The organism is Pseudomonas sp. Teo4 (genome assembly GCF_034387475.1).
GTDB lineage: Bacteria > Pseudomonadota > Gammaproteobacteria > Pseudomonadales > Pseudomonadaceae > Aquipseudomonas.
Map to the genome: position 1 here is coordinate 2,929,997 of NZ_JAXCIL010000001.1, position 25,153 is coordinate 2,955,149.

The window sequence follows — 25,153 nt, forward strand, 5'->3', positions numbered from 1 at the left end:
GCGCGGGCGGCGCTCGATCTTAACGCCACTACAAAAACACCGACAGGCACCCCGCCCCCCAAAGTCAATCCACAGCACTGGCAAAAGGCCCAAGGTCAGTTAACATGCCTGTTTCATCTCTGATACAAGGCCGTATCGTGTTCCCTGGCACGCCCCCTTACCCGCGCCTGCTGCTGCTGACCGCCCTGCTCGGTGGCCCGGCCATGGCCGATGACTTGTTCATCGACAATTCTGACTTGCCGCAGGTTCTGACCGCCACGCGCCTGAAACAATCCCCGGCGGCGGTACCGGGCAGCATGACCGTGCTCGACAGCGAGCTGATTCGCGCCAGCGGCGCCCGTGATATCCCGGAGCTGCTGCGCCTGGTGCCGGGCATGATGATCGGCTACGGTGCCGGCAACCAGCCGACCGTCAACTATCACGGCAGCAACGTCAACGAAGCACGGCGCATGCAGGTGCTGATCGATGGCCGCTCGGTGTACCGGGCGGGCCTTGCCACGGTGGACTGGAGCGATATACCCGTGGCCCTGGAGGATATCGAGCGCATCGAGGTGTTCCGCGGCCCGAACACCGTCAGCTACGGTGCCAACGCCTTGATGGCGGTGGTCAACATCCTCACCCGCAACCCCGCCGACAGCCACGGCACGCGGGTCAAGCTCACCCGCGGCCAGGACGGCATCAACGACTACTACGCCAGTCACGGCTTCGGCTGGGACGGCGGCGACCTGCGCCTGTCGGTGTCGGGGCAGCAGGATGACGGCTTCGACAGCGACCAGTTCGGCAACGACTACCGCGACAGCCGCCGCCTGAACCGCTTTAACCTGAGCGTCAGCCATAACCTGGCGCCCGACCAGACCCTCGAATGGCAACTGGCGGCCAAGGAAGGCAGCAACCAGCGGCCTTACACCTACCAGCCGGTGTTCGGCAAGTATGCCGCCGGCACCGACGCGGACGTCAACGCCAAGGATTACGCAGGCTCGGTGCGCTGGAACATCGACTTCAACCCAGAGCACAGCTTCTACATTCAAGGGTCGGCTCAACACTTCGACCGCCAGCAAGTCTGGCTGGCGTGCGACGCCCTGATGGCGTTCAGCCCAGCGTTGACCCAGCTCTGGCAGCTGAACCCGGACTTCGCCGAAAAGGTGGCACGCAATCTGTCGACCGGGAATCTGCCGACGACTACCGACCCGACACTTAGCGCCCTGCTGACCCAGGCACAGTCGCAATGGAACAACGGTGGCAAAAGCACTGTCTGTGGCGATGTCGACCAAAGCACCCGCGAAACCCGCTACGACCTGGAAATCCAGGACACCCTGAGCCTGACCGACAACCTGCGCCTGCTCAGCGGCATGAACTACCGCTATGACCGCGCCGACTCGCAGACCTACTTCAACGGCAGCATCGATGACCAGACCTGGCGCGCGTTCGGCCAGCTGGAGTGGCGTGCGGACGAACACTGGATCGTCCAGGGCGGTGCGATGTTCGAGGACTCGCGCCTGTCCGGCAGCTCGCTCACTCCGCGCATGGCGGTGAACTATCTGATTACCCCGCGGCACGGTCTGCGCGCGGTGTACTCCGAAGCGGTACGCTCGCCCGACATGTTCGAGAACAACGTCAACTGGAGCTACACGGTCAAGAACCTGACGCCCAATGCGTTCGGTCTGCAAAATGGCGAATACTTCGTCAAGACCCGCGGCCCCGGTGACCTCGATCAGGAACGCATGCGTTCGCGCGAACTGGGCTACAACGGTTACTTCAGCGACATCGACCTGAACATGGACGTAAAGCTGTTCTACGACGAGATCACAGGAATGATCAGCGAGCCTCTGAGGAACAACCAGTACATCGCCAGTAACGCCAACAAGGCCCGATTCAGCGGCAGCGAGGCGCAACTCGACTGGCGTGCGACCCAGCGCGACCGCCTGCGCCTGACCTACGCCTATGTCGACGCCTGGGCCAGCAACCCGCTGGACAGCGCCAACACCGCCCGCAACAGTGGCTCGGCCGGCTGGATGCGCGAATGGGGTGACGGCTGGTCCAGCGCCCTGTTCTATTACGGCGACGATGCGCTCAACCAGTATCGCTACGAGCGCCTGGACCTGCGCGTGGCCAAGCGTTTCCGTATCCAGGGCAGCAACCTGGAACTGGCCGCGCTGTGGCAGCAGCGTCTGGACGATGAACCGACCACGACGATCCAGAACCGCTACGACAGCCGCCACCGCCTGAGCGTGAGCGCGGAGCTGGAGTTCTGATGGTCCGTCTGCTGCGCCTGCTGCTGATCTGCCTCTGGCCCATGGGGTCGCTGTCCGCCAGCGAAATCCTGTTGGTCGGCGGCGAAGATCAGCCCGGCATTCGCAGCTTCGTGGCGGCCCTGGAGAGCCGCCGCAGCCACGACACGGTGCGTTTTCAGACTACCGCGACCTTGCCCCGCCCCGGCCAGCTGAGCGCCGACCTGCGCCTGATACTGCTCGATGGTGCGGCGCTGGAGTGGCGGCTCGCCGAGCCGGCCGGCCCTCCGGCACTGGCGATGCGTATCAGCCGGGTGCAGGCCCAGCAGCGCCTTGGCAAATCCCGCCCAGCGTACCTGTGCCTGCTGTGGAGCGACCCACCCCTGGCGCGGCAATTACGCCTGGCGCGCTACCTGCTGCCGCAGGCGCAGCGAATTGGCGTGCTGTACGGTGAAAACAGCCACTTCCTGCTCGAAGAGCTGCGCCATGCCGCCCACTCTCTGGGCCTGGAAATAGTCGCGCAGGACTGGCCGGACCAACGAGACAGCCGGCCACTGCAACACCTGCTGCTCAACAGCGACGTGTTGCTGGGCCTGGACGACCCCGACCTGTACAACTCGAAGACGGCCAAGAACCTGCTGCTCAGCAGTTATGGCCGACAGATGGCGCTGATCGGGCCGAACGCCGGTTTCGTTCGCGCCGGCGCCCTGGCCAGCAGCTACAGCGACCAGGATGACTGGCTGGCGGTCCTCGACCAGTTGCTCGACCAACCGCCCTCGCGCTGGCCACGCAGCCTCTATCCGGCGCGCTACGGCGTCAGTGGCAACCAGCAAGTGGCCCGAGCACTGGGCCTTGAACCGATCGATCCGAAGGCCGCTGCCCAGGCCCTGGCCGCAGGAGAATCCACCCCATGAGCAAACGTCTGAGCTGGGATATCCACACCCGCACCCAGATGATCAGCCTGGGCCCTGCACTGCTGCTGACCCTGCTGCTGATCAGTTTCTTCACCTTCGTGCGTATCCAGGACCTGCGCCAGGAGCTCAACCACACCGGGCAGTTGATCGCCAACCAGTTGGCGCCGGCTTCCGAGTATGGCGTGATCTCGGGCAACAACGAGGTGCTCGAAGGCCTGATGAGGGCCACCCTGAGCATTCCACACGTACGCTTTCTCGAGGTGCAGGACAGCCGCAACCATATTCTGGTGTACGTCGAGCAGACCGACGAGAGCAGCAACCGTGCCCAGCGTGTAGAGGTGTTCCAGGCGCCCATACGCCTGCAGCAGATTCGCCTGGACAGCGACTTCCTGCAGCAAGGCAAGGCGCCAACACCCGCCATCGGCGACGATTATCTGGGTCGGGTGATCGTCGGCATGTCCGATGATGCGTTCAGCCAGCGACAACAGGAGATCGTCATCAAGGCCGGCATTCTTGCCTTGTTCGCGCTGTTGTTCACCTTCCTGCTCGCCCGCCGCCTGGCCATGAGCCTGGCCAAGCCGATCAGCGACATGGGGCATGCGGTGAAGGCCATCCAGCAAGGCGAGTACAACGCCCCGCTGCCCGTGGTGGACGACAGCGAGCTTGGCCACCTGGCGCGCCACATCAACAACCTGGCCAGCGCCCTGGAGCAGGCCAGCGACGAACAGAAGCAGGCCATCGCCCAGTTGATCCAGGCCCGCGAGGAGGCCGAACAGGCCAACCGCGCCAAGTCCGACTTCCTGGCGATGATGAGCCATGAGCTGCGCACTCCGATGAACGGCGTCCTGGGCATGCTGCAATTGCTGGAAACCACCCAGCTGACCCCCGAGCAGGCCGATTACACCGCGGTCGCCAGCGAATCCACCGGTCACCTGCTCAAGGTGATCAATGACATCCTCGATTTCTCGCGAATCGAGCGCACCACCCTGGAGCTGGAGCAGATCGACTTCAACCTGGGCGAGCTGATCTCCAGCAGCGTCCAGTCGTTCCAGCACAGCGCCCAGCAGCGCGGCCTCGACCTTCAGTTGCAGTTGCCAGCAGGCATGCGGCAACTTGAAGTCAGCGGCGACCCGACGCGAATCCGCCAGATCCTGCTGAACTTGATCGGCAACGCGCTGAAATTCACCGAACGTGGCCAGGTTCAGGTACAGGCGCGCTGGCAGCCTCTTGACCGGCAATTGATCTGGTTCACCTGCAGTGTGCGTGACACCGGCATCGGCATCGACAGCGAGCGCCTGGAAACCATGTTCGTGGCCTTCCAGCAAGCCGACAGCTCGATTTCCCGACGCTATGGCGGTACCGGCCTTGGCCTGTCGATCGCCCGCACCCTGGCCGAGCGCATGGGCGGCAAGCTGCGTGGAGAAAGCCGCGAAGGGCTGGGTTCGACCTTTACCCTGGAAATACCTTTGACACTGGCCAGCGTGGCCACTGCGGCGTTGCCGGGCAGTGCCGCCGAAGGCAGCCTGGGGGCCGAGGGCGAGCGCATCCTGCTGGTGGAGGACAATCCGGTCAATCAAAGTGTCATCGAGGCCATGTTGCGCAGCCTGGGACTTGAGGTGAGCGTGGCGCTGGATGGCGTACAGGCCGTGGATCAGGTCAGCCAGCAGCGCTTCGCCGCAGTGCTGATGGATTGCCGGCTGCCCCGGCTGGACGGCTATGAGGCCACCCGGCGCATCCGCCAGTTGCCTGATTGCGACAGCCTGCCCATCATTGCCCTGACGGCGAATGCCTTGCAGGGCGACCGCGAGCGCTGCATGGCCGCCGGCATGAACGATTACCTGAGCAAACCCTTTCGTCGCACCGAGTTACAACGCGTGTTACAGCGCTGGTTACCCGGCCGGACAGCCGCGACTGGCGATAAATGCTAAAGTGCGGCAGTCTTAAGGACTGGACAGGACCTTCGTCGGCCCTGAAAATAGACGTTTCAGTGCACACCTGTACTTCTTTTTGCCAGGTGCGCTGTGACTTTCACCACAACGCAATAGTCTACCTGTAGGCTGCCGCCCCGGACTCAACGCACTCCGGGCCGGCCGGGAAGATTCATCCCCTGCCGCAGGGGGTTATTGAGGAGCTCGCATGACCAAACAACACGCCTTTACTCGGGAAGACCTGCTGCGCTGCAGTCGCGGTGAGCTGTTCGGCCCAGGTAATGCGCAACTGCCCGCGCCGAACATGCTGATGGTCGATCGCATCACCCACATCAGCGAAGAAGGCGGCAAGTACGGCAAAGGTGAATTGGTCGCCGAGCTGGATATCAATCCGGACCTGTGGTTCTTCGCCTGTCACTTCGAAGGCGACCCGGTAATGCCAGGCTGCCTGGGCCTCGACGCCATGTGGCAGTTGGTAGGCTTCTTCCTCGGCTGGCAGGGTCTGCCGGGCCGTGGCCGCGCTTTGGGCTCGGGCGAAGTGAAGTTCTTCGGCCAGGTATTGCCAGAAGCCAAGAAAGTCACCTACAACATTCACATCAAGCGCGTCCTGAAGGGCAAGCTGAACATGGCCATCGCCGATGGCTCGGTCAGCGTCGATGGTCGCGAGATCTACACCGCCGAAGCCCTGCGGGTCGGCGTGTTCACCTCCACTGACAATTTCTAAGGGTTATTCGCATGCGCCGCGTCGTTATCACTGGTCTGGGCATCGTATCGTGCCTGGGCAATGACAAAGCTACTGTCACCGAAAACCTGCGCAACAGCCGTCCGGGCATTCGTTACAACCCGGAATACAAGGAAATGGGGCTGCGTAGCCAGGTTTCCGGTTCCATCGACCTCAACCTCGAAGAACTGATCGACCGCAAGGTCTACCGCTTCGTCGGCCACGCTGCTGCCTACGCCTACCTGGCGATGCAGGACGCGATCAAGGACTCCGGCCTGACCGAAGAGCAAGTGTCCAACCCGCGTACCGGCCTGGTTGCCGGCTCCGGCGGCGCTTCGACCCTGAACCAGATGGAAGCGCTGGACACCCTGCGCGAGAAAGGCGTCAAGCGCGTCGGCCCTTACCGCGTAACCCGCACCATGGGTAGCACCGTGTCGGCGTGCCTGGCCACCCCGTTCAAGATCAAGGGCATCAACTACTCGATCTCGTCGGCTTGCGCCACCTCGGCACACTGCATCGGTACCGCCCTGGAGCAGATCCAGTGGGGCAAGCAAGACATCGTCTTCGCCGGCGGCGGTGAAGAAGAGCACTGGAGCCAGTCGTTCCTGTTCGATGCCATGGGCGCCCTGTCGACCAAGCGCAACGAAACCCCGGAACTGGCTTCGCGCGCCTATGACGCCGACCGTGACGGCTTCGTCATCGCGGGCGGTGGCGGCATGGTAGTGGTCGAGGAGCTGGAGCACGCTCTGGCCCGTGGCGCCAAGATCTACGCCGAAATCGTTGGCTACGGAGCAACTTCCGACGGCTACGACATGGTCGCACCGAGCGGCGAAGGCGCCATCCGCTGCATGCAGCAGGCGCTGTCCACCGTCGACACCCCGATCGACTACCTGAACACCCACGGCACCTCGACTCCGGTCGGCGACGTTGCCGAAATGAAGGGCGTTCGCGAAGTGTTCGGCGACAAGGCACCGAAGATCAGCTCGACCAAGAGCCTGTCCGGCCACTCGCTGGGCGCCGCTGGCGTGCACGAGGCGATCTACTGCCTGCTGATGATGGAAAACAACTTCATCGCCGGCTCCGCCAACATCGACGAGCTGGACCCGGAAGTCGCCGACCTGCCGGTACTGCGCAAAACCGAAGAGAACGCCAAGATCGACACGGTCATGAGCAACAGCTTCGGCTTCGGCGGCACCAACGCCACTCTGGTGCTCAAGCGCTGGACTGGCAAGTGATACGCTGATGCGGTAAACGAAAACGCCCCGACTGGTTCGGGGCGTTTTCATTTGTGGTGTCTGTTCTGGCCTCTTCGCGGGTAAACCCGCTCCCACAAGATTGCGCGACACCTGGACTCCCCCCAAGGGTTGGGTTTGTGTCCAACTTCTTTGGGGCAGTCCACACCTGTGGGAGCGGGTTTACCCGCGAAGAGGCCGGCACATACGAAATACTATTGTTTGGGCAACACAGCCAGAAAATTGGCTCGCGCCACCTTGTTCGCCACGTCCTCAGGCAAGGCATCCAGAAACGGCCTGAAGCCGTGCATCTGCTCCCCCAGGCTAGCAAACCGCCCCACCACGTCCGACCCCAGCATGAACCGGTCCGGGTGTTTCTCGACCAATTCGAGCCACTCCTTGCGCGGCACGCCCTTCTTATCCAGCAGATAAGGCTCAAGCACACTCCAGGACAGATCCACGTACAAATTAGGGTAATCCTCCAGCAGTCGTGCCAGCACCGGCAACAGAAAGTCCATCTGCGTCTGATGCCGATGAATTTCCATGCTGCTACCTGCATGCGCCCAGATGAAACGGGTGTGCGGATGATTGCGCAAAGGCTCTTCGATTTCCGCCAGGTAGAGCGGGTTGCGCTCGCGCTTGGAGGTGATGTTGGAGTGCAGCAACACCGGCATGTCGCGCTCGGCCGCCAAGTGATAGATGCGCGCCATGGCTTCGTTGTTGGCCCGCGGCGTGTCGCCACTGGTCAGCGCCGTCAGGTCGTCATGTCGCGTGAACACCTCTCCAATACCCTGCCAAAGCCCCGGGTACAGCTCGAGCATGCGCTCGATATGGCTGACGGCGTTCTTGTCCACGGGGTTGAAGCCGGTCAGAAACGGGTGGAATCGGCGGCGCTCATTGACCGGCAACTTCTCCAGCGCCGCCGCCACATACAAGTCGGTGGCGCTGTACCAATAGGCATCGGCATCATCGCCTGCGTAATAACGCGGGCGCTTGGGTTCGTCTTCGTGCCATTTCTTGGCCACCGGAATACCGGAAATCATCGAATGCTCGACACCCGCCTGATCCATGGCCTTGATCAAGGCAGGCATGCCCTCGGTTTCCTGGAAGAAATCGACGTAGTGCAGATGCGCATCGCTGTAACGATAGTCACGCGCCTGCGCCGCCTGGCCTAGACAGAAAGACAGCAGCACGCAGCCCACCACCCTGACGATCATCGATCCGCTCCTTATCCCGTTACGAAAGGGTAGACCGACCACCTGGCCCAGCGGTTCAGCAACGCCCGGCAAACCGCTATGCTTGGGGCATTTCCACCCTGTCTGGAGCCCATCATGAGCCGCCCCCTGGTCATCCGCCCACGCGCCGAATCGGTCGAGGGCCAGCCGATCCTGCGCCCCCTGCCATCGGCGCAATGCCGAAGCGTCGGCCCGTTCGTGTTCTTCGACCACATGCTGGAAACCGATTACGCGCCAGGCAGCGGCATGGATATTCGCCAGCACCCGCACATTGGCCTATCCACCCTGACCTACCTGTTCGAAGGCGAGATCCTGCACAAGGACAGCCTGGGGTCCGAACAACGGGTACAGCCAGGCGATGTGAGCTGGATGACCGCAGGCAGCGGTGTAGCCCATGTCGAACGCACCCCTGCCGATGCCTTCAGCGATGGCTCCCGGCTACATGGCCTGCAGGTATGGCTGGCATCACCCCGCGAGCATGAACAAGGGGCGGCCAGCTACAGCCATCATCCAGCGGCCAGCCTGCCGGTCAGCGACAACCTGGGCGTACGTATCTGCATGATTGCCGGCAGCGGCTTCTGCCTGGAGTCGCCGGTACCGGTACTCTCCCCTACCCTCTATGCCCATGTGTGCATGCAGCCAGCCACCACGTTGCTGGTGCCGGATGAGCATGTGCAACGGGCGCTGTACCTGCTGGACGGCGAGATGCTGATGAATGACGAAGAAGTCGAACCCTGCAGCCTGGTGGTGTTGCCTGAGGGTGAAGAAGTCACGCTCTATGCCGAGGGCGACTGCCAGCTGGTGCTGATTGGCGGTGCGCCGCTGGATGGGCCACGGAGGATGAACTGGAATTTTGTGGCGAGCGACCCAGAGCTGATCGAGCAAGCCAGGGCTAGATGGGCTGCGGGGGATTGGCCCAAAGTGCCAGGGGAGACTTCACGGATCGAGTTACCCAGATGATGCGGGGCCGCTTCGCGGCCCATCGCAGGCTCCCACGGATTCTCGAACAAACAGAAAGGTGGGAGCTTGCGGGGTCGGGGCACCGAACCGCAGCAGCCCCCACGCTTATCAGCGCTGGAACACTTCGGTCAGCAGATTGTGCATCGAGCGGAACGCCCGCTCCGAAGTGCGCCGGTCGTACTGCATCTTGCCCGGCACGTTGGCATTCGGGTCGGTGAACGAGTGCACAGCGCCGCCATAGCTGAGCAGCTGCCAATCAACCTTCGCCGCGTTCATTTCGTCTTCAAAGGCCGGCAATTGTTCTTTCGGCACCAGCGGGTCGGACGCGCCATGCAGCACCAGCACCGAGCCCTTGATACGCTTGGCATCTTCCGGGTTCGGGGTATCCAGCGTGCCATGGAACGACACCGCCGCCCTCAAGTCCGCCCCCGTGCGAGCCAGTTCCAGCGCACAGCAACCACCGAAGCAGAAGCCAAAGGTCGCCACCTTGCCAGGTTCCAGCAACGCCCTGGACTGCCCCAGCAGCTGCGCCAGAGCCTCTTGCATGCGCTTGCGCAGCTCAGCACGGTCATTCTTCAACGGCATCATCGCCGCCCCGGCTTCGTCGGCATTGGACGGACGCACCGATTGCCCATACAGGTCGGCAATCAGCACCACATAGCCTTTCTCGGCCACTTCCTTGGCGATACGCTCGGCACCTTCGCCAATGCCCATCCAGTTCGGCGCCATGACCAGACCAGGGCGGCCCAGCGCGCCCGGCTCATACACCAGGCGGCTTTCATAGGTCTTGCCGGACAGGTGGTAAACCAGCGATTCGACGATTACCTTGCTCATCAAGCACTCCTTAGGCATTCACCATTAAAAAAGCCCGCCGAAGCGGGCTTTGCAACGCATAAACTCAAGCAGACAGCTCGACCAGCAGCTTATTCAGGCGACGAACGTAAGCCGCCGGGTCCTTCAGGCTGTCACCGGCTGCCAACGCAGCCTGATCGAACAGGATGTGCGACAGCTCGGCGAAGCGGTCTTCGCTCTGCTCGTTATCCAGCTTCTCGATCAGCGGGTGAGCTGGGTTGAACTCGAAGATCGGCTTGGACTCAGGCACCTTCTGCCCGCTGGCCTCGAGGATCTGACGCATCTGCAGGCCCAGGTCCTGCTCGCCGATGGCCAGAATGGCCGGCGAGTCGGTCAAGCGATGCGATACGCGCACTTCGGCGACGCTGTCGCCGAGCGCAGTTTTCAGGCGCTCGACCAGGCCTTCTTTTTCCTTGGCGACTTCTTCCTGGGCCTTCTTGTCTTCTTCCGAATCCAGCTTGCCGAGGTCCAGATCGCCACGGGCGATGTCGACGAATGCCTTGCCGTCGAACTCGCTGAGGTAGCTCATCAGCCACTCGTCGATACGGTCGGTCAGCAGCAGCACTTCGATGCCTTTCTTGCGGAAGACTTCCAGGTGCGGGCTGTTCTTGACCTGCGCGTAGGACTCGCCGGTGAGGTAGTAAATCTTGTCCTGACCTTCCTTGGCGCGGGCCAGGTAGTCTGCCAGGGCAACGGTCTGCTCGCCGTTGTCGTCCTGGGTGGAGGCGAAGCGCAGCAGGCCCGCGATCTTCTCTTTGTTGGCGAAGTCTTCGGCCGGGCCTTCCTTCAGCACCTGGCCGAAGTTCTTCCAGAAGCCCTTGTACTGCTCAGGCTCGTTCTTGGCCAGCTTCTCCAGCATGTCCAGCGCGCGCTTGGTCAGGGCCGACTTCATCGAGTCGATGATCGGGTCTTTCTGCAGGATTTCACGAGAAACGTTCAGCGACAGGTCGTTGGAGTCGACCACGCCCTTGATGAAGCGCAGGTACAGCGGCAGGAACGACTCGGCCTGGTCCATGATGAACACGCGCTGCACGTACAGCTTCAGGCCGCGCGGTGCTTCACGCTGGTACAGGTCGAACGGCGCACGGGCCGGGACATACAGCAGCGAGTTGTACTCCAGCTTGCCTTCGACCTTGTTGTGGCTCCAGGCCAGCGGGTTCTCGAAGTCATGGCCGATGTGCTTGTAGAACTCCTGGTATTCCTCGTCCTTGATCTCGGTACGCGGACGGGTCCACAGGGCGCTGGCGCGGTTGACGGTTTCCCACTCGACGGCTGGCTGCTCCTCACCTTCGGCGGCAGCTTGCTCTTTAGGCAGCTCGATCGGCAGGGCGATGTGGTCGGAGTATTTCTTCACCAGGTTGCGCAGGCGCCAACCATCGGCGAACTCTTCTTCACCTTTTTTCAGGTGCAGGACGATACGGGTGCCGCGCTCGGCCTTGTCGATGGTGGCGACTTCGAACGAGCCCTCGCCCTTGGACGACCAATGCACGCCTTCAGAGGCAGGTTGGCCTGCACGACGGCTAAATACGTCGACCTTGTCGGCAACGATGAATGCGGAGTAGAAGCCCACACCGAACTGACCGATCAGGTGCGAGTCCTTCTTCTGGTCACCGCTGAGGTTCTTCATGAAGTCGGCAGTACCCGACTTGGCAATGGTACCCAGATGCGCGATGACATCGTCACGGCTCATGCCGATACCGTTGTCCTCGAGGGTCACGGTGTGAGCGTCCTTGTCGAAGCTCAGGCGAATCTTCAGATCGGCGCCGCCTTCAAGCAGTTCGGGCTTGGCCAGCGCTTCGAAACGCAGCTTGTCAGCGGCGTCGGAGGCGTTGGAGACCAGCTCACGCAGGAAAATTTCTTTATTCGAGTACAGCGAGTGAATCATGAGGTGCAGCAGCTGCTTTACCTCGGTCTGGAAGCCCAGGGTTTCTTTTTGTGTTTCCACAGTCATGGTCTTCAAAACTCCGATCTGATGGCAGTTGGCGCCTGGCGGCCGAATTGGCCTGCTTTAACGGCGGATGTCATGCAGATGGGGGCTGCCCGGATGATTTCAAGGGCTTTTCCGGTTCGATCTTGAAATGGGCGCGTGCCGTGGCGATCGGTGATTGGCGATCGCCCTGCCAGGCGGTGATGGCGACGTTGGTCACACGCCGGCCCTGGCGCCACAGCTGGCACTGTGCGTAGGTGTCGCGAAAATGCCCGGCTCGCAGGTAGTCGATGGAAAAGTCGATGATCTTGGGAATGCTCGCACTCTCGCTGTAGATCAGCAGGTAAAGTGCCGCGGACAGTTCCATGAAGCCGGCAATCACCCCACCGTGAATGGCTGGCAGCAAGGGGTTGCCGATATTGTCCTGACTGGCCGGCAGGCGGAACAGCAGGTCCTCGCCCTCGCGCTGGCATTCGATGCCGATCAGGCCTGCATAGGGAATCAGGCCCAGCAGCGGCCGGTAGTCACCTACCGCATGGGCCTCGTTCAAACGCTGGCGGACATCCCGTGGAATCATGCGTCTTTCTCCCTGAGGCTGTTGCCGAAATGAAGGCCGCCTTTTATGTCCTGCCCAAGGCGCATGAAGGTACCCACCACCTGGCAGATGGGCTGGCCGGGGTCATCCTGATAGGCCGTGCCACGGGTGAAGATCACATCGCGCGTCACGCGGTAGCACTGGGCGTGCCCGTAGATGTCCTTGCCCGCCTCGGCCGGGTGCATGTAGTCGATACGCAGGTCGAGGGTCGGGCACACCTCGAAACGCGGCAACACGCACAGCGTGGCCATGCCACAGGTGGTATCCATCAATGTGGTCAGCGCACCACCGTGCACGGCACCGGTCTGCGGGTTACCGACAATAGCTTTCGACCAGGGCAAGATCAAAGTCATGCCATCGCCATCGGCATGCGCAACCCGCATCTGTAAAACCTGACAATGTTTCAACGCCGAAAGAAAACGTTCGGCCATCGCCGTCAAGGTTGTATCGCTCATAGGCGCCATCCGTGATCACTGCCGCAGCGGCATAAAATCGGTAAAAAGTCTATATAGAACAAACTTTTATATATCTGTAATCTTCGCGGAACTTATTCCGCACAGTTGAACTCGAAGGAACAAGTCACTTATTCCACCAAGGAGAAACACCCCCATGCGTAAACCTTTTGCTTTTGCTCTGATGCTGGCTGCTGCCATGGGCCTGGCCGCTTGCGATAAAGCGAGCGAAGACAAAGCCCAAGACGCACAGCAACACGCCGAGCAAGCCCAGGAAAAAATGGGCGAAGCTCAGGATAAAATGAACGAGGCCGCCAAGGAAAACGCCGAAGCCGCCAAAGATCAGGCCGAAGCTGAGCAGAAGGCTGCTGAAGAAGCCGCTCCTGCCACCCCGGCTCCAGAAGCTGCACCTGCTACCCCGGCCGAGCCTGCTAAGCAGTAATCGGTTCAAACAAAAAAACCCGACATTGTCGGGTTTTTTTGTTTCTGCTAATTATGGGTTAAACGTTTCAGGCGCTGGCATTGGAACTTTCTTTACCCACCTCTACCGGCGCACTTTCGGTCGGCGTGTATACCATCACTTCCAGTACATCGGAATGAAACTCACGACGGTACAGAATCAACACGACGCCAACGCTCATGACCATGAACAGCCAAGGGCTGATGAACCAGCTCAGCATGGCCATGCCAAAGTAATACGATCGCAAACCAAAGTTGAACTGGTTGGCAGCCAGTGACAACACCCGCGCCGCGCGTGAAGCAAACGCCTTGCGCTCCTGTTCGTTGACCAGGCGCTCACCAATCATGGGGGCAGACCCCACCAGTACCGCGGCAAAGTTGTACTGACGCATACACCAACTGAAAGTAAAGAAGGCATAGACGAACACCATCGCCAGGCACAACAGCTTGATTTCCGACATACCCTGCGAGGTCTGCTGGACCAGCGGCAGGTCGGCCAGCAGTGACAGCGCCCGATCCGAAGCCCCCAGCACGGTGAGGATACCGGCCAGGATAATCAGCGTGCTCGAGGCGAAGAACGAAGCGTTGCGTTCAAGATTGCCGATCACGCTGGCATCCGCGATGCGGTTGTCACGCAGCAGCATGCGGCGCATCCAGTCTTCTCGGTACAGATGCAGGACACTGGCCAGGCACGCGGTGTCACGCCCCTTCCAGATCGCGTAACGGGTGTAGCCGCCCCAGCACAGGGCAAACCAGCCGATGGCCAGCAGGTTGTAGAGGTTGTTTTGAATGAAGTTCATGCAGAGTTCCCGAAAGCCAGGTGCACAAAGAATAGAGACCGCATTTCGACGCCTGCAAGCCTGGAAAGGCACACCACCTTTCTAAAATTTTTGTCTGCTCCGACCTCATCGTTGGCATTACCCCCAAGATCGGCGCAATTCCTGTGGGAGCCGGCTTGCCGGCGATAAGTCCCTCGCAGACAAACAAAAGCCCCGCATCCTCTCGGACACGGGGCTCTCAGGTCTAGACCTCTGGCGCGCACCCTACGGCTTGTGGCCGGTGCCGCCATCAGGCTTCAACACATCAGGCCAGCGCCTCGCGCGGCTTGCCCAGCATACGGTCGCAAGCCACGGCACCCGCCAGGGTCACTACCGAAGGCACCAGCCAGGCCATGCCTGCATCGCTCAACGGCAGGTGAGCCATGAAGTCCGGCAGGACGTGAGCCAGGCTGCTGCCCTTGATTGCATCGACCATACCGAACACCAGCGACACCAGCATGACCGGCGCCAGGATGCGTGTCGGCGAGTTCCACAGATCCTTCACGAAGCTCAGACCTACCACCACGATGCACGGTGGGTAGATCGCGGTCAGCACCGGGATCGAGAACATGATCAGCTTGGTCAGGCCAAGGTTGGAGATCAGCAGCGAGAAGCCCGCCAGGATCACCACCAGCGCACGGTACGACAGCGGCAGAATCTGGCTGAAGTACTCGGCACACGCACAAGTCAGGCCAACCGCGGTCACCAGGCACGCCAGGGCGATCAGCACGGCCAGGAAACCGCTGCCCAGCGAACCGAAGGTATGCTGCACATAGGCATGCAGTACCGCCGCACCGTTGGTAGCACCCGCCGCGATCTCATGGCTGCCCGCACCCAGGCGGAACAGGCTGATGTACACCAGCGCCAGACCCACACCGGCGATCAGGCCGGCAATGATGGCATAGCGGGTGATCAGCTTCGGCGACTCGACACCGCGCGAGCGGATGGCGTTGACGATCACGATACCGAACACCAGGGCACCCAGGGTGTCCATGGTCAGGTAGCCGTCGGAGAAGCCCTTGGAAAACGCAGCGGCCGCATAGGCAGGTTGCGCTTCACCAATGGTACCGGCCGGCAACGCGAAGGCCGCAATACCCAGCACAGCCAGGGCGATGATCTTCAACGGGGCAAGGAAGCGGCCGACCGTGTCGAGCAGCTTGCCCGGGTACATGGACACCGCCAGCACCACGATGAAGTAGACCAGGCTGTAGATGAACAGCGCCAGCGGGCTTTCACCGGTCAAGGGCGCCACGCCCACCTCGAACGAAACGGTCGCGGTGCGCGGAGTGGCGAACAGCGGGCCAACCGACAGGTAGCACACAGCCGCCAACAGGCCACCGAAGAACTTGCCAATCGGGCTGCTCAGGGCATCCATGCCGCCACCGACCTTGGCCAGGGCGACGACGGTGATCACCGGCAGGCCCACCGCAGTGACCAGGAAGCCTAGAGCGGCCATCCATACGTGCGGACCAGACTGCAGGCCGACGATAGGCGGGAAGATGATATTGCCGGCGCCTACGAAAAGCGCAAACGTCATAAAGCCAAGCGCCAGGATATCCTGGCCTTTTAACACTTTCATTTTAAGGAAGTACCACACTGCTGAAATCGGGATTCGAGAAGGGATTTCCCCATGGGTGAGGGAAATGCTGCCCGGCTTGATAGGCCAGACCCGTTTAGCGTGTCGTTCCCTTTTGGGGTACGGGCACAGAGTGAACGCGTAGATTAACCGTTTTACCGGGCAAACGCACTGATACAGTGCTGCTTGTCCGATGTGCGTATGTGTTTGTCGTCTGGATATCCAACTCAGGCGATAATTTATTGCTGATTCAGCTAAATGTCTGGTGGAAAAACCTGATCAAGGTCATCGAATTTTCCGCGACATCCCTGCCGGGCTTTTCGTGGGTAAACCCTCTCTTGTGGGAGCGGGTTTACCCGCGAAAAGGCCGGCACTGAAAAACACAAACGCCAACAACGACAAAGGCCACCCGAAGGTGGCCTCTGTGCGCGTGGGGGGTAAAGCGTATTACTTCTTCATTTCCCAGCCAGTCAGCTCGGCCAGAGCCTTGCCGATGTCAGCCAGGGAACGCACGGTTTTAACACCTGCGTCCTGCAGGGCGGCGAACTTCTCGTCCGCAGTGCCCTTGCCGCCGGAAATGATGGCGCCAGCGTGGCCCATACGCTTGCCCGCAGGAGCGGTAACACCAGCGATGTAGGAAACGACAGGCTTGGTCACGTTGGCTTTGATGTAGGCAGCAGCCTCTTCTTCAGCCGAACCACCGATCTCACCGATCATGACGATCGCTTCGGTCTGCGGGTCTTCCTGGAACAGCTTCAGGATGTCGATGAAGTTCGAGCCTGGGATCGGGTCACCGCCGATGCCGACGCAGGTCGACTGGCCGAAGCCGGCGTCGGTGGTCTGCTTGACCGCTTCGTAGGTCAGGGTGCCGGAACGGGAAACGATACCGACCTTGCCTGGCAAGTGGATGTGGCCTGGCATGATGCCGATCTTGCACTCGCCCGGAGTGATGACACCTGGGCAGTTAGGGCCGATCAGGCGTACGCCCAGCTCGTCGCACTTGACCTTGGCGTCCAGCATGTCGAGGGTAGGAATACCTTCGGTGATGCAGACGATCAGCTTGATGCCGGCGAAGGCAGCTTCCAGGATCGAGTCTTTGCAGAACGGAGCCGGAACGTAGATTACCGAAGCTTCAGCGCCGGTAGCCTCGACAGCGTCCTTGACGGTGTTGAACACCGGCAGGCCCAGGTGGGTGGTGCCACCCTTGCCCGGAGTAACGCCACCGACCATCTTGGTGCCGTAGGCGATGGCTTGTTCGGAGTGGAAAGTACCCTGCGAGCCGGTGAAGCCCTGGCAGATGACTTTGGTGTCTTTATTGATCAGGACGCTCATTACTTGCCCTCCGCAGCTTTGACAACTTGTTGAGCAGCGTCGGTCAGGCTGGTGGCCGCAATGATGTTCAAACCGCTTTCTGCCAGTACTTTAGCGCCCAGTTCGGCGTTGTTGCCTTCGAGGCGAACGACAACCGGAACTTTAACGCCAACTTCTTTCACTGCACCGATGATGCCTTCGGCAATCATGTCGCAGCGAACGATGCCGCCGAAGATGTTGACCAGAACGGCCGCGACATTGCTGTCGGACAGAATGATCTTGAAGGCTTCGGTCACGCGCTCTTTGGTTGCGCCACCGCCAACGTCCAGGAAGTTGGCTGGCTTGCCGCCGTGCAGGTTGACGATGTCCATGGTACCCATGGCCAGGCCGGCACCGTTGACCATGCAGCCAATGTTGCCTTCCAGGGCTACGTAGTTCAGTTCGAACTTGGCAGCGTGGGCTTCACGGGCGTCGTCCTGGGACGGGTCGTGGAAGGTCTTCAGCTTAGGCTGACGGTACATGGCGTTGGCGTCGATGTTGATCTTGGCATCGAGGCAGTGCAGGTCGCCGTCGGCCTTGATGACCAGCGGGTTCACTTCCAGCAGGGCCAGATCGTGATCCTTGAACAGCTTGGCCAGGCCAACGAAGATCTTGGCGAACTGTTGAACTTGCTTGCCTTCCAGACCCAGCTGGAACGCCAGCTCACGACCTTGGAACGGCTGAGCGCCGACCAGCGGATCGATGGTAGCCTTGAGGATCTTCTCAGGAGTTTCGTGAGCGACTTTCTCGATGTCCACGCCACCTTCGGTGGAAGCCATGAACACGATACGGCGGCTCGAACGATCGACTACAGCGCCCAGGTACAGCTCTTTGGCGATGTCAGTGCAGGATTCGACCAGGATCTTGGAGACTGGTTGACCGTTGGCGTCAGTCTGGTAGGTGACCAGATTCTTGCCCAACCACTGTGCAGCGAACGCCTTGGCGTCTTCCTTGCTGCGAACCAGCTTGACGCCGCCCGCTTTACCGCGACCACCAGCGTGGACCTGGGCTTTGACGACCCACTCCGAACCGCCGATCTTGTCGCAGGCTTCTGCTGCTTCTTCAGGGGTGTCGACCGCGAAACCCTTGGAAACTGGCAGGCCGTATTCAGCGAACAGCTGCTTACCCTGATACTCGTGAAGATTCATGCTTTTTACCGTCTTCGTTAGGTACTGCGCTTCGGCGCTGCGCCATTGCTGGCGCCGCACCACCTGTGACCGTTAACCCCGGGTTATCCCATGTAGTTCGGTCCGGCGGACGTTCCGCGGTGAGTCATGCACGCAAGACTCACGACGGGCAGCCCGCCGTGGTTTCTTATAATTAACGCTTCTTACGGTTGGCCACGTGAATGGCGCCGCCATTCACTGCCAGCGCTGCTTCATGCAGCGCTTCGGACAGGGTCGGATGGCTGAAGACCATCATGCCCAGATCCTCGGCACTGGTGCCGAATTCCATTGCGATTGCGCCCTGCTGCACCAGTTCGGCAGCCGATGGGCCAATCACGTGTACACCCAGAACGCGGTCGGTCTTGGCATCGGCGATGACCTTGACGAAACCACCGGTGTCGTTGGCAGCCATCGCACGGCCGCTGGCCGCGAACGGGAAGGTGCCTACGTTAACCTCAACACCCTCGGCCTTCAAGGCTTGTTCGGTCTTGCCGACCCACGCGATTTCCGGGTGGGTGTAGATGACCGACGGAATCAGGTCGTAGTTCATCTGGGCTTTGTGGCCCTTGATGCGCTCGACGACCATGATGCCCTCTTCCGAGGCCTTGTGCGCCAGCATCATGCCGCGAACCACGTCACCGATGGCGTAGACGCCAGGAACGCTGGTAGCGCAGTAGTCGTCGACGAAGATGTAGCCACGCTCGTCGATGGTAACGCCGCTGTCGGCAGCCAGCAGGTCGGTGGTGACAGGACGACGGCCGACCGCGACGATCAGCTTGTCGAAGGTGATCTTCTGCTCGCCTTCGGCGTTGGTGTAGGTCACTTCGACTTCGTTGCCGTTGACTTTCGAACCGGTGACGCGAGCGCCCAGTTTGATGTCCAGGCCTTGCTTGGTCAGGGTCTTCTGGGCTTCTTTCGACACGGCGGTGTCGGCAGCCATCAGGAAGGTGTCCAGAGCTTCGAGAACGGTGACTTCAGCACCCAGGCGAGCCCAGACCGAACCCAGTTCCAGGCCGATGACGCCAGCGCCGATCACGCCCAGGCGCTTCGGTACAGCTTGGAATTCCAGGGCGCCGGTGGAGTCGACGATGACGTTCTGGTCGACCGGAGCCGGCGGAATGTCGATCGGACGCGAGCCGGAGGCCAGGATCACGTTTTCGGCTTCGATGACTTCGGTGGTGCCGTCAGCCTTGGTGACTTCGACTTTCTTGCCAGCCAGCAGCTTGCCGTGGCCCTGGATCGAAGTGACGCCGTTGGCCTTGAACAAGGTGGCAACGCCACCGGTCAGGTTCTTGACGATGCCAGCCTTGCGGCCAACCATCGCGGCGACGTCCATCTTCACTTCGCCAGTGGAGATACCGTGGACGTTGAAGCTCTCTTTGGCTTCCTTGTATTTCCAGGAGCTGTCCAGCAGCGCCTTGGAAGGAATGCAACCTACGTTCAGGCAGGTGCCGCCCAGGGCCAGCTTGCCCTCGGCATCGGTGTACTTCTCGATACAGGCAGTCTTCAGACCAAGTTGTGCGGCCTTGATGGCAGCCACATAGCCGCCAGGACCTGCACCAATTACCACTACGTCGAATTTCTGGGTCATAAAAGATTCCTTATCAGCTACAAGCTACAAGCCGCGAACCGCGCGGCCCTGCTCCTTTCGAAGCCAGGGCCGGCACGGTACGCAGCCAGAGGGTTAGATGTCCAGCAGCAGGCGAGACGGATCTTCCAGCAGGTTCTTGATGGTCACCAGGAAGGTTACCGCTTCCTTGCCGTCGATCAGGCGGTGATCGTAGGACAGTGCCAGGTACATCATCGGGCGAATGACCACTTGGCCGTTGATGGCCATCGGACGCTGGATGATGTTGTGCATGCCGAGAATCGCGGCCTGCGGCGGGTTGACGATCGGGGTCGACATCATCGAGCCGAAAGTACCACCGTTGGTGATGGTGAAGGTGCCGCCGGTCATCTCTTCGATGGCCAGCTTGCCGTCACGGGCTTTCTTGCCGAAGGTGGCGATGCCATTCTCGATTTCAGCCAGGCTCATCGACTCGGCGTTACGCAGAACCGGTACCACCAGGCCACGGTCGCTGGAGACGGCAACGCCGACGTCCGCATAGCCGTGGTAGACGATGTCGTTGCCGTCGATCGAGGCGTTGACAGCCGGGAAGCGCTTCAGGGCTTCGGTGGCAGCCTTGACGAAGAACGACATGAAGCCCAGGCGCACGCCGTTGTGGGTCTTCTCGAACAGGTCCTTGTACTTCGAACGCAGGGCCATGACTTCGGTCATGTCGACTTCGTTGAAGGTGGTCAGCATGGCCATGCTCGACTGGGCTTCGACCAGACGCTCGGCGATCTTGGCACGCAGACGGGTCATCGGTACGCGCTTCTCGGTGCGGTCGCCAGCAGCGACAACAACCGGGGCAGCGGCAGCGGCGGCAGGCTTGGCAGCCGGAGCAGCGGCAGGTGCCGACTTCTTGTTGGCAACGGCAGCAACGACGTCTTCCTTGGTGATGCGACCACCTTTGCCGGTGCCGGCAACGGTAGCCAGGTCGATGCCGTTCTCTTCAGCCAGCTTGCGGGCTGCAGGCGCGGCGACCGGGTCGTCTTCACCCGCGTCGGCGGCAGCGGCCGGGGCAGCAGCGGCGGCAGGAGCAGCAGCCGGAGCAGCGGCAGCAGCACCACCTTCAACGATCGAACCCAGCACTTCGTCGGACAGGACGGTGTCGCCCTCGCCCTTGACGATGGCACCCAGCACGCCGTCGGCGGTGGCCAGGACTTCCAGGACGACCTTGTCGGTTTCGATGTCGACGATCAGCTCGTCACGCTTGACGGCGTCGCCTGGCTGCTTGTGCCAGGTGGCAACGGTGCCGTCGGCGACCGATTCCGGGAAGGTTGGGGCTTTGATCTCGATAGCCATTATCAGTGTTTCCTTAAATTCGGTTTCGTATGCGCGATGGCGTTAGACAGTGAACGCGTCTTGCAGCAGTTTTTCCTGCTGTTCGGCGTGCTTCGATGCGTAACCACAGGCTGGCGCGGCGGAAGCGTCGCGGCCGGCGTATTCCAGGACCAGTGCCTTGTTGTGGCGGCCCAGGATACGGCGCATGTGGTGCTGGCTGCTGTACCAGGCGCCCTGGTTCATCGGTTCTTCCTGACACCAGACCGCATGCTTGAGGTTGGTGTACGGCGCCAGGATTTCCACCAGGTCGTCCTCAGGGAACGGATACAGCTGCTCGATACGCACGATGGCGATGTCTTCGCGGCCTTCGGCACGGCGTTTTTCCAGCAGGTCGTAGTAGACCTTGCCGCTGGCCAGCACCAGGCGTTCGACCTTGGCCGGATCGAGGGCGTCGATTTCCGGGATCACGGTCTGGAACGAGCCTTCGGCCAGGTCTTCCAGGGTCGAGATGGCCAGCTTGTGGCGCAGCAGCGACTTCGGCGTCAGCACGACCAGCGGCTTGCGCAGCGGACGAATGACCTGACGACGCAGCAGGTGGTAGATCTGTGCCGGGGTGGTCGGTACGCAGACCTGGATGTTGTGCTCGGCGCACAGCTGCAGGTAACGCTCCAGACGCGCGGAGGAGTGCTCCGGGCCCTGCCCTTCATAGCCGTGCGGCAGCAGCATGGTCAGACCGCACAGACGGCCCCACTTGTGCTCGCCACTGGTGATGAACTGGTCGATCACCACTTGCGCACCGTTGGCGAAGTCGCCGAACTGGGCTTCCCAGATCACCAGCGCGTTCGGCGTGGTGGTGGAGTAGCCGTATTCGAAGGCCAGAACGGCTTCTTCCGAGAGGAAGGAGTCGTACAGGTCGAAGCGCGGCTGGCCCGGGAACAGGTTCTTCAGCGGTACGTAGGTGCTGGCGTCCTTCTGGTTGTGCAGCACCGCGTGACGGTGCGAGAAGGTGCCACGGCCGATGTCCTGGCCGGTCATGCGGATCGGGTGACCTTCGAACTGCAGGGTGGCGTAAGCCATGGTCTCTGCATAACCCCAGTTGATCGGCAAGCCACCGGCCTGCATCTTCTGGCGATCTTCGTAGATCTTCGCTACCTGACGCTGAACCACGAAGCCTTCCGGCAGCTCCAGCAACTTGGCCGACAGCTCCTGCAGGGTCTTGAGGTCGAAACGGGTGTCGTGACGCGCGGTCCAGGCGTGGCCCAGGTACGGACGCCAGTCGACGAACAGCTCGCGGTTCGGCTCCTTGACCAGGCTCTTGACCACGTGCAGGCCGTTGTCAAGGGCGTTGCGGTACTCGTCGATCTTGGCCTGAGCGCGCTCGCCGTCGATGCGACCGGCCTTGATCAGAGCATCGGCGTACAGCTCACGGGTGGTGCGCTGCTTGCTGATCTGCTGGTACATCAGAGGCTGGGTACCGTTCGGCTCGTCGGCCTCGTTGTGGCCGCGACGACGGTAGCAGACCAGGTCGATGACCACGTCACGCTTGAACTGCATGCGGTAATCGATGGCCAGCTGGGTCACGAACAGCACAGCTTCCGGATCGTCACCGTTCACGTGCAGGATCGGCGCCTGGATCATCTTGGCGACGTCGGTAGCGTACTCGGTAGAGCGCGCGTCCAGCGGGTTGCTGATGGTGAAACCAACCTGGTTGTTGATCACGATGTGCACGGTACCGCCGGTCTTGAAACCGCGGGTCTGCGACATCTGGAAGGTTTCCATGACCACGCCCTGGCCGGCGAACGCAGCGTCACCGTGGATCGAGATCGGCAGAACCTTGTCACCCACGGTGTCGTTACGACGGTCCTGACGGGCGCGCACCGAACCTTCCACCACTGGCGAGACGATTTCCAGGTGGGACGGGTTGAACGCCATGGCCAGGTGAACTTCGCCACCAGGGGTCATCACGTTGGAGGAGAAGCCCTGGTGATACTTCACGTCACCCGAGCCCAGCTCGTTCATCTTCTTGCCTTCGAACTCGTCGAACAGCTCGCGCGGGTTCTTGCCGAAGGTGTTCACCAGGACGTTCAGACGGCCACGGTGGGCCATGCCGATCACAACTTCCTTGGTGCCATAGGAGCCGGAACGCTGGATCATTTCGTCCAGCATCGGGATCAGGCTTTCGCCACCCTCGAGGCCGAAGCGCTTGGTGCCTGGGTACTTGGTGCCCAGGTACTTCTCAAGGCCTTCACCGGCGGTTACGCGCTCGAGCAGGTGAGCCTGCACGTCGGCGGAGAATTCCGGACGACCGCGCACGCTTTCCAGGCGCTGCTGGAACCAGCTGCGCTGCTCGGAATCGACGATATGGGTGAACTCGGCACCAATGGTGCGACAATATGTCTTCTGGAGCGCCTCGGAGATCTCGCGTAGGCTCGCTTCCTCTTTGCCGATGAACAGGTCGCCGGCACGGAAGGTCGTATCAAGATCGGCATTGGTCAAGCCGTAGTGATTGATCGACAGGTCTACGGGCGCAGGGCGCTGCCACAACCCCAAGGGGTCGAGCTTGGCAGCCTGATGGCCGCGCATACGATAGGCCTGGATCAGTCGCAGAACTTCAACCTGCTTCTTCTCGTGTTCACTGCTCACGCTCCCGGCGGACACCGGTTGGGCGCGGCGCTGGTTCTTTGCCAGCAGTACGAAATGGTCGCGGATTGTCGAGTGCGATACATCGGTAGCGGTGCTGCCATCAGCAGGCAACTTCTGGAAGTAAGTGCGCCACTCTTCTGGCACAGCGTTAGGGTCGTGCAGGTAGAGCTCATAAAGCTCTTCCACATATGCAGCGTTACCACCTGAAAGGTGGGCGCTTTCCCACATGCGCTGCATCACGCTTTCTTGCATGCTTGGTCACCCTCGGTTAGGGGACTGATCGGCGAGAGCCACAGCAAACCTGGAAAAGTCCGAATACAGCGACTGAACCACGCCACTTGGATCCTGCTGATTTTCCGGGTACCAGCCCGGAAAGCCCCTGCTGGTCTCATATCTTCATAGGTATCGAGCGCGGGCTTTGTGGGCCCTTGCTCAGGTTTTACCTCAGTGCGGGCTCACCACCCGCACCTCGGCTTACTGCAGTTACAACGCTTTGAATCAGGTGCCGCTTTGCAGCAGCATGTTACGTACGTGACCGATTGCCTTGGTCGGGTTCAGACCCTTCGGGCAAACGTTTACGCAGTTCATGATCCCGCGGCAGCGGAATACGCTGAACGGGTCATCCAGGGACGCCAGGCGCTCCTGGGTTTTGGTGTCACGGCTGTCGGCCAGGAAGCGATAGGCCTGCAGCAGAGCGGCGGGGCCCAGGAACTTGTCCGGGTTCCACCAGAACGATGGGCAGGAGGTCGAGCAGCAAGCGCACAGGATGCACTCGTACAGACCGTCCAGCTTGTCGCGATCTTCCGGCGACTGCAGACGCTCGATGGCCGGAGCCGGAGTATCGTTCTGCAGGAACGGCTTCACCTTCTCGTACTGCTTGTAGAAGATGCTCATATCGACGACCAGGTCACGAATTACCGGCAAACCTGGCAGCGGACGCAGAACCAGCTTGTTGCCCTTGACCACGCCCGACAGCGGAGTGATGCAGGCCAGGCCGTTCTTGCCGTTCATGTTCATGCCATCGGAACCGCAAACACCTTCACGGCACGAGCGACGGTACGAGAAACCCTCGTCCTTTTCCTTGATCAGTGCCAGTACGTCCAGCACCATCAGGTCCTTGCCGCCGGTATCGACGTCGAACGACTCCATCTTGGGCGCCGAGTCGGTGTCCGGGTTGTAACGATAAACTTCGACTTTCAACATAGCAGCC

General features: G+C 61.1%; 20 protein-coding genes. 7 read left to right on the forward strand and 13 right to left on the reverse strand.

The features are described from left to right. The first annotated feature begins 104 nt into the window (after positions 1-104). The 5 genes from PspTeo4_RS13270 to fabB all read left to right on the forward strand — a co-directional run bounded on the left by PspTeo4_RS13270 (position 105) and on the right by fabB (position 7,026). A complete protein-coding gene (locus PspTeo4_RS13270) occupies positions 105-2,252 on the forward strand; it encodes a TonB-dependent receptor plug domain-containing protein (protein ID WP_322364241.1) in 2,148 nt (715 codons plus the stop codon). Beyond that, on the forward strand, positions 2,252-3,142 hold the full coding sequence (locus PspTeo4_RS13275) for an ABC transporter substrate-binding protein (protein WP_322364243.1): 891 nt from the start codon (positions 2,252-2,254) through the stop codon (positions 3,140-3,142). The genes PspTeo4_RS13270 and PspTeo4_RS13275 overlap by 1 nt, the downstream gene beginning before the upstream one ends. Beyond that, positions 3,139-5,070: an ATP-binding protein gene (locus PspTeo4_RS13280; protein WP_322364244.1), complete on the forward strand. Its 1,932-nt coding sequence runs from the start codon at positions 3,139-3,141 to the stop codon at positions 5,068-5,070. Before PspTeo4_RS13275 ends, PspTeo4_RS13280 begins: the two co-directional genes overlap by 4 nt. A 208-nt stretch (positions 5,071-5,278) precedes the next feature. Then, positions 5,279-5,794, forward strand: a complete 516-nt coding sequence (fabA, locus tag PspTeo4_RS13285; RefSeq protein WP_322364245.1) for a 3-hydroxyacyl-[acyl-carrier-protein] dehydratase FabA — start codon at positions 5,279-5,281, stop codon at positions 5,792-5,794. An 11-nt stretch (positions 5,795-5,805) separates the two neighbouring features. Continuing rightward, on the forward strand, positions 5,806-7,026 hold the full coding sequence (gene fabB / locus PspTeo4_RS13290) for a beta-ketoacyl-ACP synthase I (RefSeq protein ID WP_050706509.1): 1,221 nt from the start codon (positions 5,806-5,808) through the stop codon (positions 7,024-7,026). A gap of 212 nt (positions 7,027-7,238) precedes the next feature. On the opposite strand, the gene PspTeo4_RS13295 is transcribed toward fabB, so the two are convergent. Next, positions 7,239-8,240, reverse strand: a complete 1,002-nt coding sequence (locus tag PspTeo4_RS13295; protein WP_322364246.1) for an amidohydrolase family protein — start codon at positions 8,238-8,240, stop codon at positions 7,239-7,241. 114 nt (positions 8,241-8,354) lie between these two features. Here PspTeo4_RS13295 and PspTeo4_RS13300 point away from each other — a divergent pair, with 114 nt between their 5' ends. Next, on the forward strand, positions 8,355-9,218 hold the full coding sequence (locus PspTeo4_RS13300) for a pirin family protein (protein ID WP_322364247.1): 864 nt from the start codon (positions 8,355-8,357) through the stop codon (positions 9,216-9,218). 108 nt (positions 9,219-9,326) lie between these two features. Here PspTeo4_RS13300 and PspTeo4_RS13305 read toward each other — a convergent pair whose 3' ends face one another. The 4 genes from PspTeo4_RS13305 to PspTeo4_RS13320 form a co-directional block, all read right to left on the reverse strand. Next, the gene (locus tag PspTeo4_RS13305; protein WP_322364248.1) at positions 9,327-10,052 is read right to left on the reverse strand and encodes a dienelactone hydrolase family protein; all 726 of its coding nucleotides are present in this window, start codon (positions 10,050-10,052) and stop codon (positions 9,327-9,329) included. Between the two features lie 64 nt (positions 10,053-10,116). Further along, a complete protein-coding gene (htpG, locus tag PspTeo4_RS13310; RefSeq protein WP_322364249.1) occupies positions 10,117-12,021 on the reverse strand; it encodes a molecular chaperone HtpG in 1,905 nt (634 codons plus the stop codon). Between the two features lie 70 nt (positions 12,022-12,091). Then, positions 12,092-12,574 carry a PaaI family thioesterase gene (locus PspTeo4_RS13315; RefSeq protein WP_322364250.1) on the reverse strand — a complete coding sequence of 161 codons (483 nt, stop codon included), beginning with the start codon at positions 12,572-12,574 and terminating at the stop codon, positions 12,092-12,094. Continuing rightward, entirely contained in the window at positions 12,571-13,047 is a 477-nt protein-coding gene (locus PspTeo4_RS13320) for a PaaI family thioesterase (RefSeq protein ID WP_322364251.1), read from the reverse strand. The genes PspTeo4_RS13315 and PspTeo4_RS13320 overlap by 4 nt, the downstream gene beginning before the upstream one ends. Positions 13,048-13,201: 154 nt before the next feature. Between PspTeo4_RS13320 and PspTeo4_RS13325 the strand changes: the two genes are divergently transcribed. Next, positions 13,202-13,486 carry a hypothetical protein gene (locus PspTeo4_RS13325; RefSeq protein WP_023381347.1) on the forward strand — a complete coding sequence of 95 codons (285 nt, stop codon included), beginning with the start codon at positions 13,202-13,204 and terminating at the stop codon, positions 13,484-13,486. A 67-nt stretch (positions 13,487-13,553) separates the two neighbouring features. Here PspTeo4_RS13325 and PspTeo4_RS13330 read toward each other — a convergent pair whose 3' ends face one another. The 8 genes from PspTeo4_RS13330 to PspTeo4_RS13365 form a co-directional block, all read right to left on the reverse strand. Continuing rightward, positions 13,554-14,303 carry a DUF599 domain-containing protein gene (locus tag PspTeo4_RS13330; protein ID WP_322364252.1) on the reverse strand — a complete coding sequence of 250 codons (750 nt, stop codon included), beginning with the start codon at positions 14,301-14,303 and terminating at the stop codon, positions 13,554-13,556. Positions 14,304-14,586: 283 nt separating this feature from the next. Next, entirely contained in the window at positions 14,587-15,900 is a 1,314-nt protein-coding gene (gene brnQ, locus PspTeo4_RS13335) for a branched-chain amino acid transport system II carrier protein (RefSeq protein ID WP_322364253.1), read from the reverse strand. Between the two features lie 444 nt (positions 15,901-16,344). Continuing rightward, positions 16,345-17,229 carry a succinate--CoA ligase subunit alpha gene (gene sucD, locus PspTeo4_RS13340; protein ID WP_023381350.1) on the reverse strand — a complete coding sequence of 295 codons (885 nt, stop codon included), beginning with the start codon at positions 17,227-17,229 and terminating at the stop codon, positions 16,345-16,347. Beyond that, positions 17,229-18,395 carry an ADP-forming succinate--CoA ligase subunit beta gene (gene sucC, locus PspTeo4_RS13345; RefSeq protein WP_023381351.1) on the reverse strand — a complete coding sequence of 389 codons (1,167 nt, stop codon included), beginning with the start codon at positions 18,393-18,395 and terminating at the stop codon, positions 17,229-17,231. Before sucC ends, sucD begins: the two co-directional genes overlap by 1 nt. A 172-nt stretch (positions 18,396-18,567) precedes the next feature. Next, positions 18,568-20,004, reverse strand: coding sequence for a dihydrolipoyl dehydrogenase (lpdA, locus tag PspTeo4_RS13350; RefSeq protein ID WP_003254207.1), 1,437 nt, complete (start codon positions 20,002-20,004; stop codon positions 18,568-18,570). 93 nt (positions 20,005-20,097) lie between these two features. Then, positions 20,098-21,321 carry a 2-oxoglutarate dehydrogenase complex dihydrolipoyllysine-residue succinyltransferase gene (gene odhB, locus PspTeo4_RS13355; protein ID WP_322364254.1) on the reverse strand — a complete coding sequence of 408 codons (1,224 nt, stop codon included), beginning with the start codon at positions 21,319-21,321 and terminating at the stop codon, positions 20,098-20,100. Between the two features lie 42 nt (positions 21,322-21,363). After that, entirely contained in the window at positions 21,364-24,195 is a 2,832-nt protein-coding gene (locus tag PspTeo4_RS13360) for a 2-oxoglutarate dehydrogenase E1 component (RefSeq protein ID WP_322364255.1), read from the reverse strand. A 246-nt stretch (positions 24,196-24,441) separates the two neighbouring features. Then, positions 24,442-25,146: a succinate dehydrogenase iron-sulfur subunit gene (locus PspTeo4_RS13365; protein WP_012315348.1), complete on the reverse strand. Its 705-nt coding sequence runs from the start codon at positions 25,144-25,146 to the stop codon at positions 24,442-24,444. Positions 25,147-25,153 lie beyond the last annotated feature (7 nt).